At 54.3% G+C, this 26,801-nt stretch carries 16 protein-coding genes and 1 CRISPR repeat array; all 16 genes read right to left on the bottom strand.

Annotation, left to right across the window (positions count from 1 at the left end; translation table 11 throughout):
* Window positions 1-244: 244 nt before the first annotated feature.
* A CRISPR array of direct repeats spans window positions 245-6,808; the repeat unit is 38 nt; unit sequence GTTTCAATCCTTGTTTTGATGGATGGGGCTCACCGACC.
* A 176-nt stretch (window positions 6,809-6,984) separates the two neighbouring features.
* Complete coding sequence (cas4, locus tag ONB52_14995; GenBank protein ID MDZ7417444.1) at window positions 6,985-7,584, bottom strand: CRISPR-associated protein Cas4; 600 nt, start codon at window positions 7,582-7,584, stop codon at window positions 6,985-6,987.
* A gap of 44 nt (window positions 7,585-7,628) precedes the next feature.
* A complete protein-coding gene (cas2, locus tag ONB52_14990; GenBank protein MDZ7417443.1) occupies window positions 7,629-7,919 on the bottom strand; it encodes a CRISPR-associated endonuclease Cas2 in 291 nt (96 codons plus the stop codon).
* Window positions 7,920-8,002: 83 nt separating this feature from the next.
* Complete coding sequence (gene cas1, locus ONB52_14985) at window positions 8,003-9,067, bottom strand: CRISPR-associated endonuclease Cas1 (GenBank protein MDZ7417442.1); 1,065 nt, start codon at window positions 9,065-9,067, stop codon at window positions 8,003-8,005.
* A gap of 246 nt (window positions 9,068-9,313) precedes the next feature.
* Window positions 9,314-10,000, bottom strand: coding sequence for a CRISPR-associated endonuclease Cas6 (locus ONB52_14980; protein ID MDZ7417441.1), 687 nt, complete (start codon window positions 9,998-10,000; stop codon window positions 9,314-9,316).
* Window positions 10,001-10,010: 10 nt separating this feature from the next.
* On the bottom strand, window positions 10,011-12,491 hold the full coding sequence (cas3, locus tag ONB52_14975; protein ID MDZ7417440.1) for a CRISPR-associated helicase Cas3': 2,481 nt from the start codon (window positions 12,489-12,491) through the stop codon (window positions 10,011-10,013).
* A 241-nt stretch (window positions 12,492-12,732) separates the two neighbouring features.
* Entirely contained in the window at window positions 12,733-13,500 is a 768-nt protein-coding gene (gene cas5b, locus ONB52_14970) for a type I-B CRISPR-associated protein Cas5b (GenBank protein ID MDZ7417439.1), read from the bottom strand.
* Window positions 13,501-13,515: 15 nt separating this feature from the next.
* On the bottom strand, window positions 13,516-14,427 hold the full coding sequence (gene cas7b, locus ONB52_14965; protein MDZ7417438.1) for a type I-B CRISPR-associated protein Cas7/Csh2: 912 nt from the start codon (window positions 14,425-14,427) through the stop codon (window positions 13,516-13,518).
* Between the two features lie 206 nt (window positions 14,428-14,633).
* Entirely contained in the window at window positions 14,634-16,595 is a 1,962-nt protein-coding gene (locus tag ONB52_14960; GenBank protein MDZ7417437.1) for a TIGR02556 family CRISPR-associated protein, read from the bottom strand.
* Window positions 16,596-16,823: 228 nt separating this feature from the next.
* Window positions 16,824-19,325, bottom strand: coding sequence for a CRISPR-associated helicase Cas3' (cas3, locus tag ONB52_14955; GenBank protein MDZ7417436.1), 2,502 nt, complete (start codon window positions 19,323-19,325; stop codon window positions 16,824-16,826).
* Between the two features lie 115 nt (window positions 19,326-19,440).
* Window positions 19,441-20,208 carry a CRISPR-associated protein Cas5 gene (locus ONB52_14950; protein MDZ7417435.1) on the bottom strand — a complete coding sequence of 256 codons (768 nt, stop codon included), beginning with the start codon at window positions 20,206-20,208 and terminating at the stop codon, window positions 19,441-19,443.
* A 94-nt stretch (window positions 20,209-20,302) separates the two neighbouring features.
* Window positions 20,303-21,205 carry a type I-B CRISPR-associated protein Cas7/Cst2/DevR gene (gene cas7i, locus ONB52_14945; GenBank protein ID MDZ7417434.1) on the bottom strand — a complete coding sequence of 301 codons (903 nt, stop codon included), beginning with the start codon at window positions 21,203-21,205 and terminating at the stop codon, window positions 20,303-20,305.
* A 2-nt stretch (window positions 21,206-21,207) separates the two neighbouring features.
* The gene (locus ONB52_14940; GenBank protein ID MDZ7417433.1) at window positions 21,208-23,046 is read right to left on the bottom strand and encodes a hypothetical protein; all 1,839 of its coding nucleotides are present in this window, start codon (window positions 23,044-23,046) and stop codon (window positions 21,208-21,210) included.
* A gap of 92 nt (window positions 23,047-23,138) precedes the next feature.
* Window positions 23,139-23,828 carry a CRISPR-associated endonuclease Cas6 gene (locus ONB52_14935; protein ID MDZ7417432.1) on the bottom strand — a complete coding sequence of 230 codons (690 nt, stop codon included), beginning with the start codon at window positions 23,826-23,828 and terminating at the stop codon, window positions 23,139-23,141.
* A gap of 467 nt (window positions 23,829-24,295) precedes the next feature.
* On the bottom strand, window positions 24,296-25,210 hold the full coding sequence (locus tag ONB52_14930) for a WYL domain-containing protein (GenBank protein MDZ7417431.1): 915 nt from the start codon (window positions 25,208-25,210) through the stop codon (window positions 24,296-24,298).
* 350 nt (window positions 25,211-25,560) lie between these two features.
* Entirely contained in the window at window positions 25,561-25,812 is a 252-nt protein-coding gene (locus ONB52_14925; protein ID MDZ7417430.1) for a hypothetical protein, read from the bottom strand.
* A gap of 222 nt (window positions 25,813-26,034) precedes the next feature.
* A complete protein-coding gene (locus ONB52_14920; protein ID MDZ7417429.1) occupies window positions 26,035-26,667 on the bottom strand; it encodes an O-methyltransferase in 633 nt (210 codons plus the stop codon).
* Between the last annotated feature and the right edge of the window lie 134 nt (window positions 26,668-26,801).

Below are 26,801 nucleotides of genomic sequence, written 5' to 3'. Positions count from 1 at the left end.
GCGGCGCGGTACTTTCGCAGCCAGGTGAGAAACGTGGGGTAAGCCAGTTTTTCCCGCTGGCAGAATTGTTTCTGAGTCAGACCGCTGGCGAGATACTTTTTGATGAGGGCAAGACGCGCCGCGGGACGCACCCGCCGTCTGCGAGGCCACATGGGACTCCTCCTGGTGAATTTTGCGCAAAGATACGCAGCGATTCACCCAGAGGAAAGATGTGGTTCACCGAGGGGATACACTGCAACGACACGTTTCAATCCTTGTTTTGATGGATGGGGCTCACCGACCGTACGACAGCTGGTTTCTTACCAACGGACAGTGTGTGGGTTTCAATCCTTGTTTTGATGGATGGGGCTCACCGACTACAATTCCGCTCCATCCGTTCGTCCTGTCTCCAAGGTTTCAATCCTTGTTTTGATGGATGGGGCTCACCGACGACGAATTTCGGAGCATCAATCTTCTCCGCCGAAAGTTTCAATCCTTGTTTTGATGGATGGGGCTCACCGACCCTGCCGCTGATGCCGCGCGCGTCCTGCGCGTCCTGGTTTCAATCCTTGTTTTGATGGATGGGGCTCACCGACTCGTGCTGGTCACGAATTTCTCAACGTGACCACACGAGTTTCAATCCTTGTTTTGATGGATGGGGCTCACCGACCCAAAAGCACGGTGAGACTGAAGGGGGACAACGTGGGTTTCAATCCTTGTTTTGATGGATGGGGCTCACCGACTTCCTATCATTCACGCCTCCTTCTCTATCGTCCCGATGTTTCAATCCTTGTTTTGATGGATGGGGCTCACCGACTCCCCGTCAACAACGCGGAACACCTTCCCGAAGAAAGGTTTCAATCCTTGTTTTGATGGATGGGGCTCACCGACCTTCTTCCTGTGTCCCACTCCCGCCAACGCTTGTAGCGAGTTTCAATCCTTGTTTTGATGGATGGGGCTCACCGACAAACACCTATTGTCCTTCCGTACCTATCACGACCTAGTTTCAATCCTTGTTTTGATGGATGGGGCTCACCGACTCCTGCCGACGCCGCTTGCGACGACGCTGCGCGTCGTCGTTTCAATCCTTGTTTTGATGGATGGGGCTCACCGACCCGAATCGCGGGAAAGGTTGTACCGGTAGCACGAAGTTTCAATCCTTGTTTTGATGGATGGGGCTCACCGACATTTTCGAGAAGGTCGCACACAACCCAGGTTCCGTCGTTTCAATCCTTGTTTTGATGGATGGGGCTCACCGACACGAAGTGATGTCCTGAACACCGGGCGTCTCGAGATGTTTCAATCCTTGTTTTGATGGATGGGGCTCACCGACCTTCACATCCCCGCTGAAGGTGTTGTCCCGGCGGAGTTTCAATCCTTGTTTTGATGGATGGGGCTCACCGACTGCAGATCAGGGTCTCATTGTCATCCAGGTACTCGGGAGTTTCAATCCTTGTTTTGATGGATGGGGCTCACCGACAAGCTTCAAAAAGTCGTATATCTCCTTCGCCGCGGTGTTTCAATCCTTGTTTTGATGGATGGGGCTCACCGACCGGGTTCATCTTCGAGAATGTCGAACACAACCCAGGTTCCGTTGTTTCAATCCTTGTTTTGATGGATGGGGCTCACCGACTGAGTGCAAGCTGCGCCGTTCTACTCATCCCGAGTATGTTTCAATCCTTGTTTTGATGGATGGGGCTCACCGACTGATTGCCTGGGATTGCCAGGGAATGCTGTGTATAAGTTTCAATCCTTGTTTTGATGGATGGGGCTCACCGACCCGGTTCAAAGACTGCTTCTGATGTGAATGGCCCGGTTTCAATCCTTGTTTTGATGGATGGGGCTCACCGACTGTCCGCTTCCGCCAGCAGAGTGATTGGAATGCGGAGGTTTCAATCCTTGTTTTGATGGATGGGGCTCACCGACCCTCGTTTGGCCGAAACGTGCGTGACATGATTGAGCGTTTCAATCCTTGTTTTGATGGATGGGGCTCACCGACCCTCCCGCGGTCCGGAGCGGCAACTTCGTTGTTTGAAGTTTCAATCCTTGTTTTGATGGATGGGGCTCACCGACCCTTTGGAAGAAGCGGGACGGAGACGGGAAAAATGGCGTTTCAATCCTTGTTTTGATGGATGGCTGTTCGACATCAGGGAGCGGCAGATTCAGGAGCTGAGAAAAATGGCGTTTCAATCCTTGTTTTGATGGATGGGGCTCACCGACCGGGGGGACAAAATCTTCATCCGCGACTTCAAGACGTGTTTCAATCCTTGTTTTGATGGATGGGGCTCACCGACCTGGCGACTGCGACGAACGGTGCGGGTCTGTCCAGCAGGTTTCAATCCTTGTTTTGATGGATGGGGCTCACCGACCCCAGCCCCAAGTTTTATGTATATATGTTGATGACTGTTTCAATCCTTGTTTTGATGGATGGGGCTCACCGACCGGGAAAAAAGCTGCCGGTCTACAGACCGGAAAACAAGTTTCAATCCTTGTTTTGATGGATGGGGCTCACCGACCTGGAGGGAAATCAGTGAAATTGCGGAACGTGTCGGGGGTTTCAATCCTTGTTTTGATGGATGGGGCTCACCGACCTTCTCCCGCCTGAAAGACATGCTGATATGCGAACTTCTGTTTCAATCCTTGTTTTGATGGATGGGGCTCACCGACCAACTTCTCGCCGCCATGAATGGGAAGCTTTCAGAAAGTTTCAATCCTTGTTTTGATGGATGGGGCTCACCGACCAGTGTCCGGGCAATCGTGTCCGGGGAATCAAACAGGGTTTCAATCCTTGTTTTGATGGATGGGGCTCACCGACCTCCTGCCGACGCCGCTTGCGACGACGCTGCGCGTCGTGTTTCAATCCTTGTTTTGATGGATGGGGCTCACCGACCTGGCGGGAAAGGTTGTTCCGCGCGGAAGGAAGCCGTGTTTCAATCCTTGTTTTGATGGATGGGGCTCACCGACCATGAATACATGCTCAAAACACGGGGTGGATTCTACAGGTTTCAATCCTTGTTTTGATGGATGGGGCTCACCGACCTGGTGAAGTGCTGTGTCTGGCCGGTGCCGGTGCCATGTTTCAATCCTTGTTTTGATGGATGGGGCTCACCGACCAAACAACCACGGGTTTTCCGGTGCGTTTTGCCTCGTGTTTCAATCCTTGTTTTGATGGATGGGGCTCACCGACCAAAGGCAATCGGACCAAAAGAGCTGGCCGAATATCGTTTCAATCCTTGTTTTGATGGATGGGGCTCACCGACCTTAATGTAGCCCTCGAGATCGTTCCAAAAGTCCCGGGTTTCAATCCTTGTTTTGATGGATGGGGCTCACCGACCCACAAGCACCCGGTTGGCATTCGACAGATCGTATGTGTTTCAATCCTTGTTTTGATGGATGGGGCTCACCGACCTTTGTTCCTCCATTCTGTCAATCCGGTTGTTTTAAAGTTTCAATCCTTGTTTTGATGGATGGGGCTCACCGACCATCCTTTTCCTTGTTGCGATGGTGGCCATGATGCTCGTTTCAATCCTTGTTTTGATGGATGGGGCTCACCGACCACCGTGACGGCCGGCAACAAACCGGGCGCCGTGCTGAGTTTCAATCCTTGTTTTGATGGATGGGGCTCACCGACCTTGACGGCCTGCTGTTCCGCCGCCCGCTGAAAAGCGGGTTTCAATCCTTGTTTTGATGGATGGGGCTCACCGACCCCCCTGTCCCGCCACGACTGGCCGGGATGATCAGTTTGTTTCAATCCTTGTTTTGATGGATGGGGCTCACCGACCCCCGCCAGTGGTAGGCTGCACGGTGCGGCTCCGGAAGTTTCAATCCTTGTTTTGATGGATGGGGCTCACCGACCTCAAATCCATCCCGATTCTGGCCGCGGTGGGAGTGCGTTTCAATCCTTGTTTTGATGGATGGGGCTCACCGACTCCGGCGGCAGTTTGGACTTCATGATGATTTCCTCAAGTTTCAATCCTTGTTTTGATGGATGGGGCTCACCGACCCCCCTGTGCTCGCAGCCGGTCTCAAACACACCAGAGGGTTTCAATCCTTGTTTTGATGGATGGGGCTCACCGACCACCCCTGTCCCGCCACGACTGGCCGGGATGATCAGTTTGTTTCAATCCTTGTTTTGATGGATGGGGCTCACCGACCAGGTTCAGGCTTCGGCCCGAACCCGTACATGTCGTAGTTTCAATCCTTGTTTTGATGGATGGGGCTCACCGACCTGGGAAACCGGTTTGTCGTTTGTCAATGCATCAACAAGTTTCAATCCTTGTTTTGATGGATGGGGCTCACCGACCTCCAGGATGAGTGCAAGCTGCGCCGTTCTATTCATTGTTTCAATCCTTGTTTTGATGGATGGGGCTCACCGACCAAGCCTGGAGGAGGTCCGCAGGGGAGTCGAGGAGGGAGTTTCAATCCTTGTTTTGATGGATGGGGCTCACCGACCACAAGCCACACATCCCCGAACAGATTCTGATTGTAAGTTTCAATCCTTGTTTTGATGGATGGGGCTCACCGACCGGCAGGGCATGGTCAGGGTCATCAAGCCGCTCGGGGAGTTTCAATCCTTGTTTTGATGGATGGGGCTCACCGACCCATGACAGCTCCGGCAGGTTTCTGTGGCTGCTACCTGTTTCAATCCTTGTTTTGATGGATGGGGCTCACCGACCAACAATGTGGCGGCGGATGTGCATTTTGTTGAAATGCGGGGTTTCAATCCTTGTTTTGATGGATGGGGCTCACCGACCAAGATGCAACCCGGCATTCTTCCCGAGCTTTTCAAGTTTCAATCCTTGTTTTGATGGATGGGGCTCACCGACCTCGACACCTTGAAGCCCTCGCCGATCTGTCCGAAAAAGTTTCAATCCTTGTTTTGATGGATGGGGCTCACCGACCGCACATGCTTGAAGAAGAAATGCCTGGGACAGCGCAGTTTCAATCCTTGTTTTGATGGATGGGGCTCACCGACCCCAAAGTCAGCGGCCTCCGACATGCTGACCGACTATTGTTTCAATCCTTGTTTTGATGGATGGGGCTCACCGACCGTTCATTAATGCTTCGCGGCGAGAAACTCCTCTGCTTGTTTCAATCCTTGTTTTGATGGATGGGGCTCACCGACCCTCAGTACGGACGGGAGACATGGTGGAAATATCATAGTTTCAATCCTTGTTTTGATGGATGGGGCTCACCGACCTCCGGGAGGAAGTCAGGGAGGGCGAAAAATGACGGTGTTTCAATCCTTGTTTTGATGGATGGGGCTCACCGACCCCGCTGATGCCGCGCGCGTCCTGCGCGCGTCCTGCGTTTCAATCCTTGTTTTGATGGATGGGGCTCACCGACCCTGGCACACGAACTGAAAACTGTTGACACTGAACGGGTTTCAATCCTTGTTTTGATGGATGGGGCTCACCGACCTCCTTGTGTTTGGGGGTTATTCCAATTGGTTTGGGGTTTCAATCCTTGTTTTGATGGATGGGGCTCACCGACCTGAGGATGTGCGCCAAGCCTTTTTCAATCGGACGGAGTTTCAATCCTTGTTTTGATGGATGGGGCTCACCGACCAATGAAAACAATGCGAGTTCCCAAGGGCGCCAAGATGTTTCAATCCTTGTTTTGATGGATGGGGCTCACCGACCTTTGGGGGCCAGGAACAACAGGCCGATGCTGTTTTTGTTTCAATCCTTGTTTTGATGGATGGGGCTCACCGACCAATTCAACCCTGAATCCCGGCGGGGTTCTTTTGATTGTTTCAATCCTTGTTTTGATGGATGGGGCTCACCGACCGTTTTTTGGGTTTTCGCATGCGGCGGGTTTTGCGGGTTTCAATCCTTGTTTTGATGGATGGGGCTCACCGACCCAAAACGTTTGTACTGGCACACGAACTGAAAGTTGTGTTTCAATCCTTGTTTTGATGGATGGGGCTCACCGACCCTATCTCATCATCAGTCAAAACCCGGTTCCACAAAGTTTCAATCCTTGTTTTGATGGATGGGGCTCACCGACCCCACTTCGTTGATTTCCGCCAGGGACAGGCTTTGAGGTTTCAATCCTTGTTTTGATGGATGGGGCTCACCGACCCATGCATCCTGTGTGCATTGTGCATGATGAACGGCCACGTTTCAATCCTTGTTTTGATGGATGGGGCTCACCGACCCACTCGCATTGTCTTCATTGCATTTCTCCTTGTGTTGTTTCAATCCTTGTTTTGATGGATGGGGCTCACCGACCTCCTCCGGAAGATAGGTGACCATCAGTGTCTGCCGGTGTTTCAATCCTTGTTTTGATGGATGGGGCTCACCGACCCAGGACGCCAGAGCACATGCACAAGGAGCATCAGCACGTTTCAATCCTTGTTTTGATGGATGGGGCTCACCGACCTTTATTACGATCCCCTCGCCGGGCCCAATGAGCTGCGTTTCAATCCTTGTTTTGATGGATGGGGCTCACCGACCAATGCAGACTTGGATTCGAACTCATGTTCGAAAGGGGTTTCAATCCTTGTTTTGATGGATGGGGCTCACCGACCGACAACAACAGTTATTTCGCCCACAACCGTGTGGAGTTTCAATCCTTGTTTTGATGGATGGGGCTCACCGACCTGTGGGCCAGAGTCGTCGGGTTCTGGACGAGATTCATGTTTCAATCCTTGTTTTGATGGATGGGGCTCACCGACCCGGTGTGCCGCCAGGATGGCGGCGTCCTTGCGCGCGGTTTCAATCCTTGTTTTGATGGATGGGGCTCACCGACCCGCTGGCGCGAGTGGGATATGCGAAGAAGGAAAGTTGGTTTCAATCCTTGTTTTGATGGATGGGGCTCACCGACCTGCTCTGCTTGAACCAACCCCCGATTTTTCCTGGTTTAATGTCTTGTGTTTTTGCCAAGAAATCCTGCTCTCGTCTCGGCCATTTTGGCAGAATTTTACCCGTCAAAGAGCTTTTGTGCAGCAAATTCATGTGTTGCAATTCTCTTTTCAGCATGGGTTTGAAGCGTGTGTCAGTGTCATACACAGATATTTTTGTAGCAGCAGTCCAGGCAACGGTTCTTTGCAGTGGTGCGGCGCGGCAGAAATCCGTGGCGCGTAATATCGAGAATCGCCCGCAGAATTTCAACAGCTTTTTTGTAGTCCTGCGGGGTGATTTCCACTGCAACGACGTGGTTTTGGCTGCGGGTGTAGACCAGGAAGCCGCGGTTGACGGGCTTGCCATAGTTTTCCTGGATCAGCAGGCCGTAAAGGACGAGCTGGGTGCGATAGCCGCGGTACAGGCGTTCTTTCCATTCGGCAAATTTATAGTCCAGAGGCGCCATGCTGCCGTCGGCGAGGGTGAGTACTTCGTCGATCTGGCCGCGCAAGTGGTGGCGGGGGGCGGAGAGGTAGACATTGAATTCGCGTTTGAGTACGCCCAGTTTTTTGCGCAGGTAGGCGCGGTTGCGGATTTGTTTTTCGCGGTGCACTTCACGGCCGCGCAGGACTTTGTAGCGCTTTTCTTCCCGTTGCGGTATGCCCAGCACATTCATGAAATAGATGTAGCGCGGGCAGAACAGGTATTCCAGCACTTCGGAGGGGGTGAGGGTGACGGGTTCGTGGTTCAGAGATTCCATGTTGTTTTCCTGCCCAGGGTTTTGGCGCGGCAGGGCCGGCGGGGTCAGAGAAAGAGTTCGCGAATTTCGTTGGTGATCAGTTTTTTGTCGAACGCCTGTCCGAGCAGCCGCACTTTGGAAAAATCTTCCTTGCACATCGGAAAGATGTAGACGCGGTCGGTCTCTTCGTTGATGAGCGCTTTGATTTGCAAGCCGAGTTCGTCGATTTCGTTGGCGTTCAAGTCGCCGAGGAAGACCGAGTATTGCACGCGCATGATGCCGGCACGCTGGCAGAGCCTGGCGACTTGGGTGCGCGGCTTGTCTTTGACGATGTCGTAGATGACCCAGGTCAGCATACAAGGGGCAAGGGGCAAGAGACAAGGGGGGGAGTTTTTCTTGCAGCTTGCGGTGCAGCCCTCTTTCCGCCCCTTTTCTTTTTTTATTCGGTTTCCGGTTCGCGTTCCAAATCGATTTTGAGCAGTTCCTGTGCGAAGGCCTGGCAGTCGAGCTGAATGATGTTGCGCCGGGTGAGGTTGCGGCCTTTGTAACGAATCGCGGTATCGAGGCGCTCGTTGAAGGCGGCGATCACCACTTGTTTGCCTTCTTTGTTCAGCGTCATGCCGTTTTGCATTTTATCGAACATTTCTTTTTTCACCTGGCGCTGGCTGAAGAGGTAGACGGTGGTTTCTTCGGCCCAGATGCGATACGGCTCGATGAGGTCGAAGACCAGCGACTTTTTGTTGTAGTTGTCGGCATGAAAGAAGCCGAGATAAGGCTCCAGCCCGGAGAGCAGGCAGGCGCGTTCGACCAGGCCGTAGAGCACACCGTAGCAATAGTTGAGAATGCAATTGAACTCGTCTTTGGCCGGCTGGCGCGAGCGGCCGTGAAAGGGAAATTGTTCCGGCTGGATGAAGCTGAGGGCTTCGAAGTAAATGCGGCCGGCGGTGCCTTCGAGTCCGCGCAGGGCGTCGGGAGCAGAGGGCGGAGGGCCAAGAGTTGAGAGCAAAGAATCGGAAGTGCCCTGAGAGCCGGAGTGGGCGGTGCTTTTAGGTTTAATCTCGAAGTCTCTCAGCTTGTCGCGGATGGCCTGGATTTGGCTAATGTACACGCCGAGCTGCTCCTGCTTGGCCGGGCGTTTGTTGGCGAGGGTGGTGAGAAATTCGATTTGATTGTCGAGTTTTTGCTCGACCCAGCGGAGCACGTAGCCGAGGCCTTCCGCGCTCGTACTTGCCGCCAGTTGGCCGCGGCGGATGCGGGTGGTGGAGCCGAGCTTGGCATGCCAGAGGCGGCCAAAGGGGTTGCCGTGTTTGTCGAGGAAGACGACGTCGATGTTGTGTTCGACGGCCATTTGCAGGGCGGCGGAGCTGAGCTTCACCGCCGAGCTGATGAGAATGCTCTCGACTTTCTTGGGCGAGAGGAGCCTGCTTTCGTCTTCGACTTTGATGTGAAAGCAGCCGTCACGCACGCGCAGATAAGCGCCGGGGGTGTTGAGGACGAGTTGCATGGACAGAGGGCCTGGAGCTTAGAGCAGAGGGCGAAGAGCGTGAAGCGTAAAACGTAAAGCGTAAAATGTGCCCTTTGCTCGGGTTCAATCCTTGTTTTGATACCAGTCAGTTAAAAACATCAAAAACATCTTGAGGTGTAAAAAATGGAACAAGCGATTGTCATTTTGGTTTTGCTTCTATTGTTGATTATCGCAATCAAAGAAAGAAGATGAAAGAGAGCCGCGTACCCGGCACGGTTTATTGAATTACGGCAACAGTTTTTTTACGGTGCCGAAGCCACGCGCTGGCGATTTGCCGAGGCCGATGAAATCCGGCAAATGAAAATTCATCTGAAAGGAGCCTTTGAACGCCAGCATGGGCTGATCTTTGAATTTGACTTCGCACGTCTCAACGGAAATAATGGGGTGATGCCTTTGCCCGATGGTATAGCGAAGCGCCTTGGCCACCGCGATGACGTTGTTGACTAAAATGCTTTGCAGCATGTCCAATTGTATTTCATGTTGAACGGTCGCGTGCTTATCAAGATCAATCCCGAAGCTGCGAAATTTTTGATAGTTTTGCTGGTTGAGTGCCAACCAAGGTGTGACGAATTGATAGGTGACAGGCTCGCCGGCGTCGCCAAATTCGGCCTCATCATAGCTGAGTTCCATCTGAAAATTGTCATAAGACTGGTCGTTAATCTTTAGCTCCCTTAATTCGAGAAAAATCTTTTGCACCATGGGAACTCCTTCGGCCAATCCGATCACATACGGAACGCCACGAAGTACTTTATATTGCACCAACGGATATTTATACAGAACACGTCCGTCTTTGTGATTATGCAGAAGATCGAATTCCTCCCATTGACGCCCAATATAACCACGGATTTTATGCGCATCCCGCTGGGCGAATTCTTGCCCTGCTAAACGTAGAACTCCAAGAAGTACTTTCATGGATGTCTCCTTAAAAGATCATTACTTTGTCATCATCGATGCGTTTGTAGCCCGTTTGCGGGTCGTAATAATCCGCAATGGTCTCGAATTGTATATAACCAGGCTTGCTCTGGTCTCCACGTGCATGGCTCCAGAAAAATTCTTCGGTCGATTTCATTGGCGCGGAAATGATGTATTTTCTGAAATCGCTGCGCAACTGGAGATAATTCTGCTGTCTCTTTTTGAAATCTCGCTCGCGGAGCACGCCGCTCAGGTAATGCTGCCAAACATTCTCGGCTTCCGGATTTACCGCCAGAAAGACGTCCGCATAGCCAAATTTTGCGCTGATGAGCTGAAAGCGCTGCAGTGCCTCATAATCCGAGCATTGCCACCAGTCGTGGTAAATTTTCTCGCCTTCAGACAGGTCTTTGGTCTTCACCAGCTTTTCATAGTTCTCTTGTACGAGTTCGAGGAATTTGTACTCATTGATTTCTTGCTTGTCTTTCAAAAGTTCGGCAGCGATCCACAGATGAGCTTTGCCATAAATCCATCTGGCAAATTCACGATTTTCCGCATCAGCAAGCCGAACAATATGCACATGGCCTTTGCCATGAATGCCGTGGCGATTGGCCCGGCCGGCTGCTTGCACCAGCGAATCGATGGGGGCGAGATCGCGATAAATGAGGTCAAAATCGAGATCGACGCCGGCTTCGATCACTTGTGTCGAAACCAGGATGATCGGCACGCGCTGTTCCAACTTTTGCCGCATGTCCGCAATGCGCTGCCAGCGCTGATCCGGAATGATGTTGGTAGACAGATAAAATAACTCGTGGTTGGCAATGTCCGAAGCTTCCAGAAAATGAAAAAACTCCAGCGAGGATTTGATGGTGTTGAGAATCACGGCATACGACTTGTCGGGCTGCAACTGGCCGGCAAAATGCGCCGCAAACTCGCGCAATTCCTGGCGTTGATGGTGAATGTGAAAATAAATGCGATTCAATGCCTGAAAGCTTTGCTTGGGGTTCGGAACAAGCTCCATGGCTTCATGGCGAGAAAAGATCAACGGCTGAGTGGCGGTCATCATGATGATCGTGCAATTCCCAGCCTCGGCAAGCCAGCGGAGCATGTGACGCGCGAGCGGCCAGTATTCCACCGGCAGATTTTGCACTTCGTCGAGAATGATGAGGCTGCCGGCGAGGTTGTGATATTTTTTCAGCAGCCGATTTTTCGAGCTGAAGATGGTGTGGAAGAATTGTACATAAGTGGTGACGATGATTTCACTTTCCCAGCTTTCAATGAGCAACAGCGACTTGTCCAACGGCAGGCTCTCCGCGGCAGCTTCTTCAGTGACGTAACTGATATCAGCGAGATGGTGATGCTTGAGCATATAGCGCGAGCTGTTCGCGGCAAAGTCGGGCAGGAGTGAAAGCACCTTTTCAAACACGTTGTGATTTTGATCGATAATGCTGGTAAAAGGCAGGGCGTAAATGATTCTGGGCGCGGCACCATGTTCCTGCGCCAGTCGATGACGCAGCTTGAAGGCAAAATTCAGCGCCGCGAGCGTCTTGCCGCTGCCGGTGGGTGAAGTGATGGTGAAAATTTTTTGGGTCAAGGGAACTTCACTTGCCTTTGCATCCAGCGCCATAAAGAGCGCGCTGCGGATTTCGGCTACGACCGGATCGGCGGCGACAAACTGCGCTTGCCGGGTGAACTGCTGCACGAGGTTTTCGGGAATGGGCAGCCGCGTCGCTTCCAGACCAATGCGGGCGGCGTCGCGTTTATCCGAGTCGATGAGCGCCGAAAAGAGCAGGTACAATTCGAAATGCAAGCGTTCGCAGGTCGCGTCTTCCATGTGATCCTGGTAATACCATCGGGCGTTTTCCAATTGCTCGTAGAAGCCGCTTTGCGGATCTGCCAGAGCTTGCTGAAAAGCGTGTAATGGCGGCAGATTGGGAACGAGGGTGCGAAACTCCTCTTCAATGGCGGCGGCGCGCTGCAACAAGTCCGGGAGTTGCTTTTCAAACAGCGCATCAAGCGTCTGTTTGGGTTTCAAATCCAGGCTGTTACGTTTTTGCGGATCGGCATAGGCGCAAATATCTCGCAGCGTGGCGCTGAAGTTGTTCAAGTTGCCGTGGTGATAAAGAATCGCGCCAAAGCAAACCAGCATCTCATGATACTTGTCGTCGTTGGTGCCGTGGGATTGCGAAGCGAGCAGAAACGCGCTCCACACGGCGGAAATGAAGCTGTGATTTTTGGCAATGCCGTGATCCGCGTTTTCCAGCAAATAGCTTTGAAAAAAGCTGGTGTATTTGCCGAAATCATGCGCAACGCCGATGAGGAAGGCAAGCTCCGCCAATCGGTTCTTGCGCGGAATGCCCTCCGGCAGGGCCAAAATGGCTTCCCGCGCCGAGCGCGCCACTTCGGTAATGTGCGTCAACAAAGGCTTTTTGTAAATGATGCGCCCTTGCTCGTCGCGCTCAATGTGCGAGTAAAAGGATGGTTTTGTAATCATTGCCGATGTGCCATTTGAAAGCTCTGCTATAAACATTTCATCCCTAACGGGATTAAAAGCAAGCGCGCTTTGGTCTTACACTTGAGTTCACGAATAAAACGGCGCAGTTCCATGGAAAATGACGTTTGTCGTTTCGCCTTTAGGCGTCGGGCTCTCAACGGACCACGAATGCCTGCCCCGCTCCGCCTTTCCTTAGTTCGCACAAAAGATGCGGGGCGGAGAAGGCATAACTACAAACAGATTACATGAACACGACGTGGCAAACTTGCTGCCCGAGCCGCAGACGATAAACCGGCGCCTTGAATTGCGCCTGGATTTTGCCGCGGTTTTTCTCCCAAACGACGTCGATGACTTCGCCCGGTTCCCGTCCAGGTAGGAAATCACGCCGGACGTGCTCGCGAAAGAAGGCGGGCAAAATGCCATCGAGGGGCTCCATGCGAAGCGAGCGCAACTCCAGCGCGGGAAGCGGGGCAACAGTATCCACAATGACCGGCTCAGTTGAAGCAGCCGGCTCGATGGTCTCCGGCACGCCCAGCCATTCGATCCAGCTCGTGAATGGCGCGCTGCCGAGGTAGGGCAAATACCGAAACTTGGATTGCCGTAGTGCCTCTTCGAGTTCCCCGGCCAGCGCCGCCTCGGCAATTTTGATAAAGATGCGATAATGCAGCGGTGCTCGAGGAAAGGATGGAGCCACGAGTAACTCTGCCGGTATTTGTGTGTGCAAGTTATCTCCGCTCATGTTCAAATCATTGGCGCTTTTCGCAAAGATGTAATTCAGCGTCTGCACCAGCTTGCGCGGCGGCGTCACGATTTGCACGGCGATTTGCAGGTTGCTCCGATTGAAGCGCTCGTAGTATTCGTCCTTTTCAATGCCCAGCACCCCGGCCAGCATGCCGGCCACAACAGTTGGCGGCGGGAAGGAATAGCTCAGCGCGGAGGAGTTGGCGTCGAATTGACGAAAATGCGCCATGAAGCCCTTCCAGTCGAAGGCCAGAAAATGTGAATTCATGATTGACCCTCCAAATTAGAAGGTCAAGAGTGAGCCGTTCGGCAGAGCATCGAGCGCACCAACAAGCGACAGCGCGCCGTCTTTCCAGAATTTCACCTGTTGAATTTTGGCTTTGTGCTCCTGCAATTTTTCGACGAGGGAAGTAATATCGAGCTTCACATTTTGAACGGAAAATACTTCGTCATCTTTATTCGTACCTTGTGGGCTGAATTTCACCCACTTGCGCAAATCGCCGAGAACAAAGCTGTCGCTGTTATACTCGACGCGAATGTACAGACGCGGTTCCTGCCCCACTTTGCTGCGCGTGGCATGCAAGGGAATGGCTTTGACCAACGCTTGATCGAGCAAGGCAACGTCCTCTTTTTTCAGGCCGGTGTTTTTGGCATTGTATCCTGAAATAATGCCGTGAAAGGCAATCAGCGAGTATTTGACGCGGTAATCCTTGCCGATTGTGCCTTGTTCTTTGCCGGCTTCGGAGCTGAAGTGGGAAGTAATCGATTTGGTATCGAGCAGATAAACGCGATTGAGTGAATAGCCCCAGTTGAATTGCACCGGTCCGGTGAAGGCGATGGACTGGCCTTTGCCCTCCAGCTTGATGGGCATGGTGGCGCCAAAGAGGCGCACGTCAATCAGCTTGTTGAGCAGGGTTTGCAAATCTTCATCGCCCAGCTTCGCCGCTTTCTTCTGTCCCAACGCCGCTTGAATCCGTTCCGAAGCGTTGACGGTTTTACCGGCCTCGCCTTTTTGCACGTAAAGCTCATGCCCGTTTTCCTGCAAATAATCGCGAATGTAACGCTTCAACCGCACATCGCTGACCAAATTGGTCTGGGTGGGATTATCCATGCGCGGACGGTTCTCTTCGTCGGGGTCGCCGTTGGGATTGCACATGTGGGCGTCGTAAACGAACAGGATTTCAGAGTTGTTCATTGTAATCCTCCTGAGATTTGAATAGTGAAAACTTTTTGGTTATGTTCAAATGTCTGCGCTGAATGTAAATACTCAGCTATTTAAACCGGATCACGGCCAAGCTAAAGCTTTGCACTCCGATAAACCGGAGGGCGATGATTTATCATCGCAAAGCTAAAGCTTTGCACTCCGAGTTCACGCGGCGAAATGGATGCCATTGAATTTGTTCAATCCACCTCGTCTTCCACCGGTTCGGCTTCTTCTGTTTCTGTTGTTACGGCGGTTGGTTTGGTGCGCAATAAATTCATCGAGTACCCGGAAAGCAGGTAAAACACTCGTGCGTCGGCAGTCAGCTCCTCGCGCGCGCCGGTTTCGTAGAGTTTTTTGCCCAAAGCCAACCAGCGCTCGGCATAGCCGATGTGTCTGCGGTATTGGTGAATTTTCTGCGAAGCTTCGTTGAACAAGCGCATGACTTTTTCCTCACTCATTCCCTGATAGTTGATCTTGTCAAGGATCGGCTTGCTCTTGAGATTTTCTTTTTCCGACTGGACGTAAGCAATCACGCCGATGACATACCCAAGCAGCGCCAGCCCTTGTTGCGCTTCTTTGTAGTTAAGCTCGGCGAAGGCTTCTTTGACGCCATTCGGAAAATAGGCGTCGTATTCGTTTGTGATCATGGTTGATTCTCCTTCAATGATTTTCAACTTTTGCAGGAACAGCAAAAAAAGATTCCATTTCAAAGTGTCAGCCATCAAGGCATAGTCGGGATTGTTTGGCTTTTTGAATAGATAGAGGCCATAGCTTTCAAAATGATGCATGCAAGCCAATTGTTTGTAATAGTTGTAAAGCTGCTCTTTTCGCATGGGCAGCCCGCTGAAAATGCAAGAATACAGTTGGAGCACTTTCTTGTATTCCAGGAATCCTTTTTTCTTGTCCCTGCGCAAGGGGATCAGGCGATAAATCTGATCCAAATCGAAAACGATGTTGTCGGGAATCTCCAGTTTTTTCCTGCTATCGTCGGTTTCATGCGTGCGCCTTGTGATTTCCATGATCCGCGAGGGCGGCACGTCTTTGATGAGGGCCAGAACTTTGAACGCTGATTGCGCCTTGCGAAAGAAGAGAAAATTCCAAATGAAGGCATTCTGTTCGAACACGCCCATGCGTTCGGCGCGTTCTGCGGCTTTGCGCTCGGCTTCGCGCAGCGAGGCGATATTTTTGACTTCATTGAATTCGCGGGTGATCGCCTGCAAATAGCGAAACAGGCGAATGGCTTCCATCTCCGTCCAGATCATTTGCGGCATCACATAAACATCAAAGCCGCCGAGCCGCGTGCGCAGGTTCTGGTCAATCCATTTCTCCGCAATGATAATATTCTGATAGCAGGATTTGCAGGCGGTGACGGCCTTGTAGTAGTTTTTCTCATCAAAGTGAGAAGCGAAGCTCACCTTGTCGGTCATGTAGAATTTCATGACAAAGCGCGTGGTGTCCTGTGTGACCTCGGCCTCAGTTCCGCAGACGGAACAAGTTCCGGAGAAACCTCCCTCGAAGGCGCTTTCCGAATTTTGTTGCCAGAGAAAGCGCTGATAATCCGGATGCGCCGCCACCGGTTCGCCATCAACGCAAACAGTATAAATCGTCTCCTTCGCGGGCGCCGTGGTTTTTTCGGCGATCAAACCCGCCAACTCTTTGGCATAAGCGCCAATGGCGTCCTTCAACTTTTCCGGTTTTTTCGCGAAATGAAAAGAGGCATTGGGAATGAGTTTCTCGTTTAAAATAAAAGTCGATTTGTTCCCGTCTTCCTCTTGAACTTCAACGAAAAAGCGATCGCGAACTTTTTGCAGCAGCTTTTTCAATTCCGAGTCTTCCGGCAGAAAGTCGACCAGGTTTGGGAGCGTCTGAGAGATAAGATAACCCAGGTTGCTGCTGGTAGGTGAAAACTGCGGGCGATTGCCTCTTTCCGAGGCAACAAACAAATATTCTAGCAGCTTTTGCTTCGACAGGCCGTTTTCGCCGCCTTCCGCCAGCAGGTTGAAGGCCAGCGAGTTTTTGGCCATGTCGAAATCGATTCCGACGATGTAGCGCTGCTTCGCTGTTTCCGGAATGAGGAAATCCAGCAATTTGCCTTGTGAATTGCCGGAAGCGATTTTACCGATATCTGCAATCACATTGAGCATTTCGTACTCCTTCATCAGATTGCTGCTTAGTGGAACTTAGTCCAAAGGTTTACATTCTGATTCATCCAATATAGCAGTGGCTTTTTCCCAAAGTAGTCTTCGCACTTGAAAAATGTAATCCTCCCTGACCGCAGTTGTCAGTCAATTTTTTCGGCGTTGCGCCAGGTCGGATTTGCGCGCGGAGACTCTTCAAAACTTTGAAAGCCGTCCATGCGCAAGTCCGACTTCGCTCTGCTACTGATTTCAAAAAATCTCCGTGTGTTTGAGATTTTCGTGGGCCGGTTTGGGCAGTTGCAATCCCCTCTCTTCGTCGTAGGGCAAATCGACCCAGTAGAAAAATTCCAGTTTTTTGCCTTCGAACTCCAGCGGCATGGCGCTGCCCTGGCCGTGCAGGAGCTTGCGGCGCCAAAAGGGAATCTCGACGCTGTACATGGCGCGCTTGAGGGGGCTCGCGAAAAATTCGCGCTGCTCTTTTTGGCTGAAGCCGTACCAGATTTTCTGAGGAATGACTGGCACACGCTCTTCCTTGATCCAGCGGGTTTCGAGTTTTTCGTCGTCGGTGCCGTGGTCGAGCACGTAGCCCAGCCGGTGTTGTTGCTGCTTAAAGTCGCGTTCGGCTTCCTGATATTGCGGTTGGGACGGGAGGTCGGTGGCGGCATAAACTTCATTGACCCAGTCCAGCAAATCTTGCTCTGTCAGTGCGGCGGGCGTCTGCAGGCGGCGGGCCAGGGTTTCGGCGGAGCGGTCGAGAATTTTGTCGATGCCGAATTTTTCCTGATAGACCTTGTGCGAAACTTCGTCGGCGGCCAGCACCGTGATGGTGGCATTTTTCTTTCGGCGGGCGCGATTGCAGCGGCCGGCGCGCTGCACCAGGGCATCCGGCGGGCAGAGCTCGCTGACGAGGTGATCGTAGTCGATGTCGAGGCTGACTTCGACGATTTGGGTGGCGACGAGGCTGGTTTTGCTGCCGCTCTTTTCCGCTTCAAAAATGGCCTTTTCAATCTCGCGGCGATCTTTCTGCATGAAGGCGGAGTGCAGCAGACGCACCGGCGCGTCAAGCTCACGCAATTGGTCAAAAGTTTCCTGCGCGCCACGGACGGTGTTGCGCACGAGGAGAAAGCGCTCGCCCCGCATGCGGCGCGCGATTTTGCGCAGATAGGATTGATCGGCAAAATCGGTGTCACGATGAAACTGCCACTGGCCACGCGCTTCGGCGAGCAGGCTGTGGTCTTGCACCTGCTGCGTTGCCGGAAACCAGCTTTCAAAAAGCCGGCGCAGCGGTTGCGGAAACGTTGCCGAGAGCGCCAGCACCGGCACGTGCAGCAAGCGCAGTTGCGGCGCAAAGGCGCCGAGCAAGCCGAGCGTGTACGGATCGAAGGCGTGCAGCTCATCCAAAATCACCGCCGACTGTGCCAGCGCATGATTGCGAAACACCCAATATTTGCCGTGCAAGCCGGCGAGCAGCAGTTGATCCAAAGTCGCAACCGTGATGGGTGGAAAGAATGCGGCTTCGGACAACACATTTTGACGCACTTCGCCATTATCTTCTTCGGACTCGCCTTCACGATCTTCGCGCAACAACTTGGCTTTGCTGTGGGCCAACCCGACGAGCGCCGTTCCAAAAAGATCGCTCAAACGTTGGTGGATGGCGTTGGCCGTGGTGGTCGTGGGCAGCAGGTAGAGAATTTTTGAGAGGTGGGGATGCGCCCGCATGCGATTGAGCGCCCAGAGTAGTGCGGCTTCGGTTTTGCCGCTGCCGGTGGGGGCAACACAATAAGCGTAATCGCCCAAAGCCGCCACCTGTTGCTGAAAGTGGCGCCAGGAGATGATGACGGGAGCGCCGGCAGCCGCACTGTTTTTGACGGTTTCGAGTTTTTCCCTGAGCCAGTTTTGCGGTTCTTCCTGCGGTTGAATCGGCGAGGCGGGCAGCTTGCCGAGGCCGTAAATTTCGCGGCGTTGCGCCGAGGCCCACCAGTCGCAAATTTGCAAATGCGCTTTGAAACTGGCGCCGAACCAGCGCAGCAGAAAACGCGCTTCGGGTGAATTGCAGTTTTGCAGACTTTCGCGCAGCCGGTCTTTTTGCTCGACAAATCTTCCGGCGCCGCCGCTTTGCACCAGTTGCGCGCCTTCCTGCCAAAATTTGAGCGGCAAATCGCGACACGATTTCATGTCGTCGGTGAGATAAACGCTAACCCAATCCCACGCCTTGTTCTGCAATTGCGCCGGCTGCAACATGGCGAACGCCGGTTTGAACAAGCGCGTGCGTTCGCGCTCAAACAAGGTGTTGTCCAGCCGTTTGTGATGGCCCATTACCGCCACGGCTTCCCAGGGCAAATCATAAGGCAACGGTGCCAGTTCTTTCGAGAGAAGTTGCGCCAGGATTACGGTGAAGGGCAGACTCAACAGCTCGTGGCGAAAATGCCAATCCCGATTGATTGTCACTTTTTTGCCGGCTGCTTTATCGCGTTCGGCACACATGTAAAGGTGAAAGCCTTGATTGAGCTTGCCGAGGTCGTGCGTGGCGCAGGCGAGTCGCAGGCCGGCATCCACGCGTTGCAGGAACACCGTCAAGTTGCCGTTGAACAGACGCTGTGCGATCAGCAAGGTGCCGAGGTGTGACCAATAATCCCGTGTCTGCGGCCACAGTTCGAGGTGTGCCTCCAGCACGGCCTGCACGTGCCGGCGGTAGGTTTGGTGCGGCTTGGCGAGGGGTTCCTCGCTTTCGGGGAGAATCCAGAAATTCATAATTTTTCTGCGGGGTCAATTCCGCAGCTAAGAGATGGAAGCCGCCTAAAGGCGGCTCATCGAATTTGCCAGGCGGCTTGAGCCGCCTGGCGTTTCTCAGCCTGATGATTCATCATCAGGCGATCAGCCATTTGTCAAACGGCCCGAGCCACGGCAAGGCCAGGGTCTCGCCGGAGGGCCCGAGCGTCGTCTGCACACATGGGATTGGCTCTTGTAACTTCACGCCCGTCGTTAAGAAAGTGAACGGCGCGAAGACCGCTGGCAGGCGCTCGCCTTTCTTGCCGATTTGCCAGGCCAGCGGCAGGTTCCAACTGTTGGGGCCGGCCACGGTTTCGAGCAGGGAGGTGTTTTTCAAGGCCTCGGCTTCGATCTTGGCTTTGCCCCAGAGCGAGCCGGGCGCGAGGCAATGATGCAGCCGATTGCTGGGTTGCAGCGGCAGTTGCGCGACAAGGCCGGCGCGCATTGTGGCAAGCAGATCGGCCGGGCCGGCAGAAATCGGGTAGCGCGGTGCATTGACGGCTTCACACAAGGCCTGGTCCTGTTCCGCCATGGCGCATTGCACGACGATGCGGCAGGTGAGATCGACGCGCAATTCGCGCAGCAAAATGGTGGAAAATTCGCCGGCCTTGATCTTGCCGCCGGCACTTACCTTGCGGACGGTCATCAGCTCCTTGCCGCCGCCGTTGTGTTTGCCACCGATGCCGAGCTTGGGCCGGGTCAGCCGCAGCCAACGATCGATGCCGGCTTCGTCCAACCCCATGGCGGCGCCCAGCATGCCGAGCACCGTGGTCGGTGGCGGCAGTGGGAAGCTGCGGTGATAATTGTGATGCAATGGAATGCGGAAGCACGCCAGGGGGGCGGTGAGATCGATGATAACAGGCATAAACCACTCGTGGAATTGTTGTTCGTCCTGACTCCCGCAGGCGTGCAGTGATGTGGAGGAGGGCAGGCCTGAGGGTCTTGCGACGAACGTTGCTTTACTCGAACAATTTTGTCGTGATCCAGCCGGACATTTTCTCAAAAGCTTCGCCAATGGTTACCGGCTCGCATTCCGGTGGAATCAGGGGACGGTATTTTTCCGTGCCGCCAAAAGTTTTGGCCACGATAATGTCCTTGCGGTCCAGCGCAGCCTCGGCCAAGCCGTTGAGATTGAGCTTGCCGTCGCTGCTGATGAAAATTGCTTCGAGAAAGAGCGGCACTTTGGCGGTCATCAGCGCCGCGGCGACGATCTTTGGGGTGAGGTCGCCCAGGAAACGGCTTTGCCGGCCGGAGAGCCAAAGGTCGCGCGTGGCTTTCAACAACTTTTGCACGCGGTCGACGCGCTTGGTCGGCGCATCCGGTTTGTCATAACCCTCGTCGCAGCCGATGCGGTCCAGTTCGACGAGGACGGTGCCGCGATAATAGCCGCCGTCGATTTCGGTTTCAAACAAATTGGGTTTGCCGTCCACGTCCATTTTGGAAAAATTGGCGCCGAAATCGGTTTCACCCTGCCAGGGGGTGAGGCTCATCATGGGCGCGACGCGTACCGGCGCGGTGCGTTTGTTGGCGCTCTCCGCCTGGCCTTTGCGGGCGATCATGAAACCGAAGAGATCGTCATCAATGAACTCGGCCGGTTTGCCCTGGGTGTGCGCGGTTTGTTTGGAGTCCTGGCCCTCTTCCACGTGCACCAGGCTCAATTTTTCGCCCATGTCCTCCAGGCGATCACGCAAAGCGCGGCGCACGGCCTGGCCGGAGATGTAGACGTACTGGCCGTTCTGGCGGGTGATTTTCTTCAAACTTACCAAATTGTCGGCTTCCTTGTCGCCGGCATTGAAGGAGGCGAGACTGGCTTCAGCGAGCCAGGTGATGGTCAGGCAATTGGGTTTTGAGGCGGATTTCATTTTCAAGCTCCTTGTTTGGATTTGGCAAAACTCATTTTGTTGAATTTGTTCAGCGCGCTCAGCAGGCAGAAGCCGCGAAATTCGTCATAGTTTTGCGGCGCCAGCAGGCCGGCGGTCAGCTCATCCGGCACGGTGAGACCGAAACGTTCCTGCAGCGTGTTGAGTTCGCGCAGAAAATCCGGCAGCGTGAGCGCGCGGCGCAGCTTGTAGAGCCGGTTCTTGCGGCCATTGTCGTGTTGGTGCACGACGATGGCGACGTGCTCGCCCAGCTCCTTGGCTGCTTTGAGAAATTGATCACGGTTTGCGATCATGTCTTTGCTCCAAAATAAAGGTTCATAGATTTCGGCGAATTTGAGCAACTCGGAAATGGCGGCGGTTTTGCCAGACTCGCGGTTGATCGAATAGGCATGGGCAACCAGAACTGGCAGCACGCGCTTTTTGCCCAGCATGTGGCGCAGCACCAACCGCCGGGTCAGCAGGGCGGGTGGGGTGCCGTCCTGACCGCCACGCTTGTTGTAGCGCGTGGGGTCCCAAAGTTGTTGCAAGAAGCGGCTAAAGTTTAGCTGAACGTGCTGCCAGTGTTGATCATCGTTTGCGGCTTCGCCTTCTTCCCCGATGCCGGTTTGCCGGGTCTGGGGGGCACGCACATACATGCGGCTGAACAGGCGCAGCAGATAAATGGGGTCTTGGTACACTTCGGCGTGCTTGATATCCCACTTGGCGCTTTTGTGCGCTTCGATCAAAAGAAACGCGGTGGGCGCGCCATTGTTGATTTCCTGCGGCAGAGTGAAAAATTCATACTCACTGAAATCTTCCAGCGGTTCGTCGTGGCGCGTTTGCAGGGTGAGATGAAAGAGACGCTCGAAGAAGGCCACGAAGCGTTCCTCCGGCTCTTTGGAATGGCGCAGGGCTTTGAGTTTGATTTCGAAGTTGCCTTGCAGGCTGGGGTCATCATGAAGCATGCTTTGCAGATAACGCACATTGCGCTGCAGGGTGACGAGATCGCTGGCCACCGGCAGCGCGCCGATCAAATGCGGATCGCCATGGCCGCCCTGCCAGAAACCGATCACCGGCGCGAAGAGCGACAGGTAAGCGGTTTTCCAGCCGATTTTTTCGTTGGCTTGCCAGTCCGGCGTGAAATTCACGTGGCCGCTCTTGCCGACGGTGAAGGGAAAATTTTTGCCGTCGATATCATAGCGCGCACCCACCGGCTCTCCGGAAATGCTGCACACGCCTTTGGTCTTGGCGTCCTCGGCCCACACTTCAACGTCAGGAATGCGCAAATTGGGCCGGCCCCAGAGCATGACTTTGGTCCCACTTTTGGGCCGAGCCTTGCCCTTTTGCCAGAGGCCGGATTCCAGCAAAAATTCATCGAGCATGTCCTGCAAATTGCGCCGCAAGCCGGCTTTCCTGGCCCATTCGCGTGCCTCGCCGGGGTCGAGTCGGGAGGTTTCCTGGCCGCTCTTGCCGTCGCAATCCTTTTTGGGATCCCAGTTCGGGCCTTCATAGTCACGTGCGGCTGCATCAAACAACAATGCCGCCAGCCCCTTGGGCAGGGATTTGCCAAAGCGCTGGAAGCGGAAATGCACCGGGTCAAAGTAGTATCCTGACAACTCTTCTTTTTGCTTGGCGCTCGAGGCATTGTACCATTCCTGCACCAGGCGCTGGAATTGTTTCTCCAAAAAACTTTTCAGCGCCTCTTTCTCACCCTCCAGTTCCAGACGATCGGGCAGCAGGCGCAACGTTACGTCGGCCGGCATATCCAGCTCGACGAATTGCACGAAGCCGACCAGGCCGGCATCAACCCACGGGTTGTGGGTTTGTGGAAATTTGAGAATCATCGCTTTTTCTCCTTGATAAATGCCCGGCGCCTAAAGGCGAAACGACGAACTTTTTTTCAAAATCTCACGGCGCAAGTCCGATTTTGCCCTCTTCACTCCGCTTTCGCGGTCATCATCACCCCATTGCCCCGGCTCGATTGTTTGCCGAAGCCCCAAAACGCCGGGGCGGAAAAGGTGACTTCGCCGCTGGCGGCAAAGCCGGCCAGCAGGCCGCTCTGCCGTTGTTTGGCGCGCACCGGCTCGGCATACCATTGCGCAATGCTGGCCTGCAGCCGGGACAGGATGCTCAGCCCCAGGCCCTTGGCAAAGCTCAGAATGTTGCCGATGAGAATGCGCTCGAGCAGCTCGCGAATGGCCTGGTGGCGCTCATGCAGCTCATGCTCGCGATAGCGGTCGTAATTGTCCTCATTCAGTGCCAGCCAGGGCGTGGCAAAGTAAAAACGGTGCAGCGTGCTGAAATCCGGCTCATAGATGTCGGAAACCAGACGGACCTCGCTGAATTCCACCATCCGCGTGCCCAGCAACAGTCGGCGGGGCGGGTCCAAAGCAGCCAGCAGTTCCGCGCCCACGCCCAGGCCGACGACCATGGGCAGACCGTCGATGACTTTGTATTGCACCAGCGGGTGCCGGTAAAGATACTGGCGGCCATGGTGCTGGTGCATGATCGACCATTCGCGGTAGAGATTGGCAATGGCGCCACGAAGCTGATGCGCCTGAAAGGGTCCGGGCGCGGCGGGCAGCAGTTCCCAGCGCAAGTAGGGAATCACGGGGGCGACCATCATGGCTGAATCCTTTTTTTGGTGGAGAGTTTTTTTGAGAATGTCCCAAGCTGTTTTTTCACGAATCGTGACCGGCGCCAGACGAGCGGTGCCAGTGTCATTTGTCGGGGCAAGATAAGGCAAAAATCGCTGCCATACCCGCCCGGCAAGCTTGTCACAATATAGCCACTCCCCCCTGACAACTGCGGTCAGTCGATTTTGGGTTGGAGTATTGGGTGTAGCATGAAATGCCGGTTACAGGCTGCCAGCCTGCTTCGGTTGCCGGTGGGAATGCTGCGCGACGATCTTCGCCACCGACGCACCTCCCAGGCTGAGTTGCAAGACACAACTATTCTGTTCGAAAAAGTTGACTTTCAACAACGATCCCACCACGGCCTGGCCGTTGCCCCAAACCCATTGAAGTCTTCACGATCTCCGGTTGCGGGAGACCCGGTCTCCGGCCGGTTGGAACGTCTGCGGGCGGATATTGACTATGAGCCATAGCGCGCCAGGCCTGCCCGCAGCATTGCCACCGCCTTTTCGCGCATGGCCACCGGCTCCAGAATTTCGGCTTCGCCGCCAAAGCCGAGCAGCCAGCGCAACCAGAGGATTTCGCCCTGGATGGTTTTGTCCAGAATGAGGGCGTCATTTTCCTCGTGCAGTTCCGCGGGCGGGAAGCGGCCGTCTTTTTTCACGATTTCTTTGGCGAGGCCGGTGAAGCGCACGCGCAGACGCGCGGGTGCATCGACCACCGCACCGAAGGCACCGCGGAAGTATTGGTCGGCATCGAATGGCCGGGGGGTGAAGGTTTCCTTTTCCAGCCGCAGTTTGTCGATGCGGTCGAGGCGGTAGGTTCGGAAGGCGTCGCGCTTGAAGCTCCAGGCGACGAGATACCAGGCGCGATCCATGAAGCGCAGGTGGTAGGGTTCCAGCCGCAGGTTGTGCTCTTCTTCGTCGATGAGTTTGCGGTATTTGATGAAGGTGACCAGCCGGTGCTCATCAATGGCCCGCTGCAAACGGGCGAACACCCCGGGCTTGAGCGGGCCGATTTTCGCGGTTTCCAGGGTGATGCCGTGACTCTCCACCGGCTGGTCGAGCAGTTTGTTGAGCACGTCGCTGGCGATTTTTTCCAGTTCTTTGTCCAGGTTCAGCGGCAGGTTTTTGAGCGCCAAAGTGACCACCAATTGTTCGGGGCGGGTGAGATTGAGCTGCGGCAGCACGTCTTCGTTGATGACGCGATAGCCGCCCTCGCAGGCAATGGCGATGCCCATTTCGGTGAGCGCCTGGATATCGCGATAGATGGTGCGTTCATCCACATTGCACATGCGCGCCAGACGGGGCGCGGTCATCATGCGTTTGTGCCGGCAGAGCTGCCAGATCTTCAGCAGACGAATGGATTTTTTCACGGTGGGCTCCCATTTTTGGAGGAGTGCGCCGATTTGCCCGCCCAGGCTTGGGGAGAAAGTTGCCGGAGAATAGCAGCAGGGAGTCTGAAAGGCAAATGAAATTTTAGCAAGATCGTAAGCCCCGGCAACGTGTGCGGCGCAGCCAAAAACAGCTCACTCTGCCGGAGCTGTCTCCTGGCGCTGTCCCGGGATGAAAGGAAGGATAACCGGCAGTTCCGCGCATGGCAGAGATTCCACCCTCGAGGTCAAGGTCAACCCCCCAAAATCCGCCCACGCAAGCGAAGTCCCGCGGAAGAAGCCATTTCGTGGGAGGGTATTTTCGCGATGGAAAACACGAGGCAGTCACAGCATCAAATCGAAACATTCCGCGCACGAAAGCAGAGCTCCACGGAAAAAGCCATTTCGTGGTAATTTGCCATGTGCCTTTGCACACCCATCACGATGAAAATGAGCTTTCGTAGTAGTGCCTTCAGGCACCGGCACTGAGGGGTCTGCAACAAAAGTATTTTTGTGGTCATTTTTGAACAAGGATGAACGCGGATTCCCGCTGCTTTTTGGTATTTGCTTTCGCCGGAGAAAATCCGGGTTTCGAAAAATTTCACGGGCGGGATTCCTTGGGGCAATTGCCCTTTCCGTTTGCACCCCCCCCACAATGATAACACAGCGCAGACTTCCTGTCCGCCTGCCGCAACGAATTTATTCACCGCAAAGCCGCCAGGAAGCAGGCAGGGTTTTGCTTTGCATACTTGGTGGCTTGGCGCTTCAAAAAAACTTCGCGGGCGGGGAGGCTGTTCGTGGCACAGGGAGGACACCGCCGCGGCGGTTCAGTCAGAGAGTTTGAGGCTGACCGCCAGGCCGTCGCGCACGGGCAGGATGGTGGTCCACAGTTGGGGGGAGTGAAAGGCGGCTTGATTGTAGGCCAGGATGCCTGCGGTGCTGCGATTGGGATTTTCCTGTGTTACGCGGCCGTGGAACAGGGCGTTGTCGCTGATGAGCAGACCGCCGGGCCGCAAACGGGCGAGTGCCAGTTCGAGCACGCGGGGATAGTCTTCCTTGTCGACGTCGTTGAAAATGAGATCGAACGGTCCGGGGTGTTGCTGCAGGATTTTGAGTGCGTCACCTTTCAGCAATTCCACTTTGTGCCGCAGGCCGCCGGCGGCGAGATAGTCTTCAGCGAGATCGAGGTTGTTTTGCGAGGCATCGGTGCAGATGAGTTTGCCGTCTTCCGGCAGGGCAAGTGCCAGCCAAAAGGCGGAATAGCCAAAGCCGGATCCCATTTCAAACACCCGGCGCGCGCCGATGAGTTTGGCATATTGATACAGAACCCTGCCGGCTTGCGGGCCGACGATGGGGAAATTGCGCTCGCGCGCGAGGGCTTCCATCTCCTGCAATTGGGGAGGGCGTGCGGGGAGGAGGGCGTCGAGGTAGCGATGGAGGGCGGCGGAGACGATTTCCATATGTTTCTGTCCGGTTGTCATGCACGGATTTTGGTGAAGCTTTGTCGCAAGCCGGTTTGTACGATAATCCCTGGCCGTGTCCGTCTGCACGCGCCGTGTCAGGCGGCAAGGTTTTGCGTTGCGGCTTGGCAGGC

The sequence above is a fragment of the candidate division KSB1 bacterium genome (assembly GCA_034506255.1).
Lineage (GTDB): Bacteria > Zhuqueibacterota > Zhuqueibacteria > Zhuqueibacterales > Zhuqueibacteraceae > Coneutiohabitans > Coneutiohabitans thermophilus.
This window is presented reverse-complemented; position numbering and strand designations above follow the sequence as displayed.

Bases quoted from the DNA above. Each gene is read 5' to 3' on its own strand.
- ONB52_14950 (MDZ7417435.1), bottom strand. From the start codon at position 20,208: ATGCCTGTTATCATCGATCTCACCGCCCCCCTGGCGTGCTTCCGCATT.
- cas5b (MDZ7417439.1), bottom strand. From the start codon at position 13,500: ATGAATTCACATTTTCTGGCCTTCGACTGGAAGGGCTTCATGGCGCAT.
- cas7b (MDZ7417438.1), bottom strand. From the start codon at position 14,427: ATGAACAACTCTGAAATCCTGTTCGTTTACGACGCCCACATGTGCAAT.
- cas7i (MDZ7417434.1), bottom strand. From the start codon at position 21,205: ATGAAATCCGCCTCAAAACCCAATTGCCTGACCATCACCTGGCTCGCT.
- cas1 (MDZ7417442.1), bottom strand. From the start codon at position 9,067: ATGCAACTCGTCCTCAACACCCCCGGCGCTTATCTGCGCGTGCGTGAC.
- cas2 (MDZ7417443.1), bottom strand. From the start codon at position 7,919: ATGCTGACCTGGGTCATCTACGACATCGTCAAAGACAAGCCGCGCACC.
- ONB52_14960 (MDZ7417437.1), bottom strand. From the start codon at position 16,595: ATGAAGGAGTACGAAATGCTCAATGTGATTGCAGATATCGGTAAAATC.
- cas3 (MDZ7417436.1), bottom strand. From the start codon at position 19,325: ATGAATTTCTGGATTCTCCCCGAAAGCGAGGAACCCCTCGCCAAGCCG.
- ONB52_14920 (MDZ7417429.1), bottom strand. From the start codon at position 26,667: ATGGAAATCGTCTCCGCCGCCCTCCATCGCTACCTCGACGCCCTCCTC.
- cas4 (MDZ7417444.1), bottom strand. From the start codon at position 7,584: ATGGAATCTCTGAACCACGAACCCGTCACCCTCACCCCCTCCGAAGTG.
- ONB52_14980 (MDZ7417441.1), bottom strand. From the start codon at position 10,000: ATGAAAGTACTTCTTGGAGTTCTACGTTTAGCAGGGCAAGAATTCGCC.
- ONB52_14935 (MDZ7417432.1), bottom strand. From the start codon at position 23,828: ATGATGGTCGCCCCCGTGATTCCCTACTTGCGCTGGGAACTGCTGCCC.
- cas3 (MDZ7417440.1), bottom strand. From the start codon at position 12,491: ATGATTACAAAACCATCCTTTTACTCGCACATTGAGCGCGACGAGCAA.
- ONB52_14940 (MDZ7417433.1), bottom strand. From the start codon at position 23,046: ATGATTCTCAAATTTCCACAAACCCACAACCCGTGGGTTGATGCCGGC.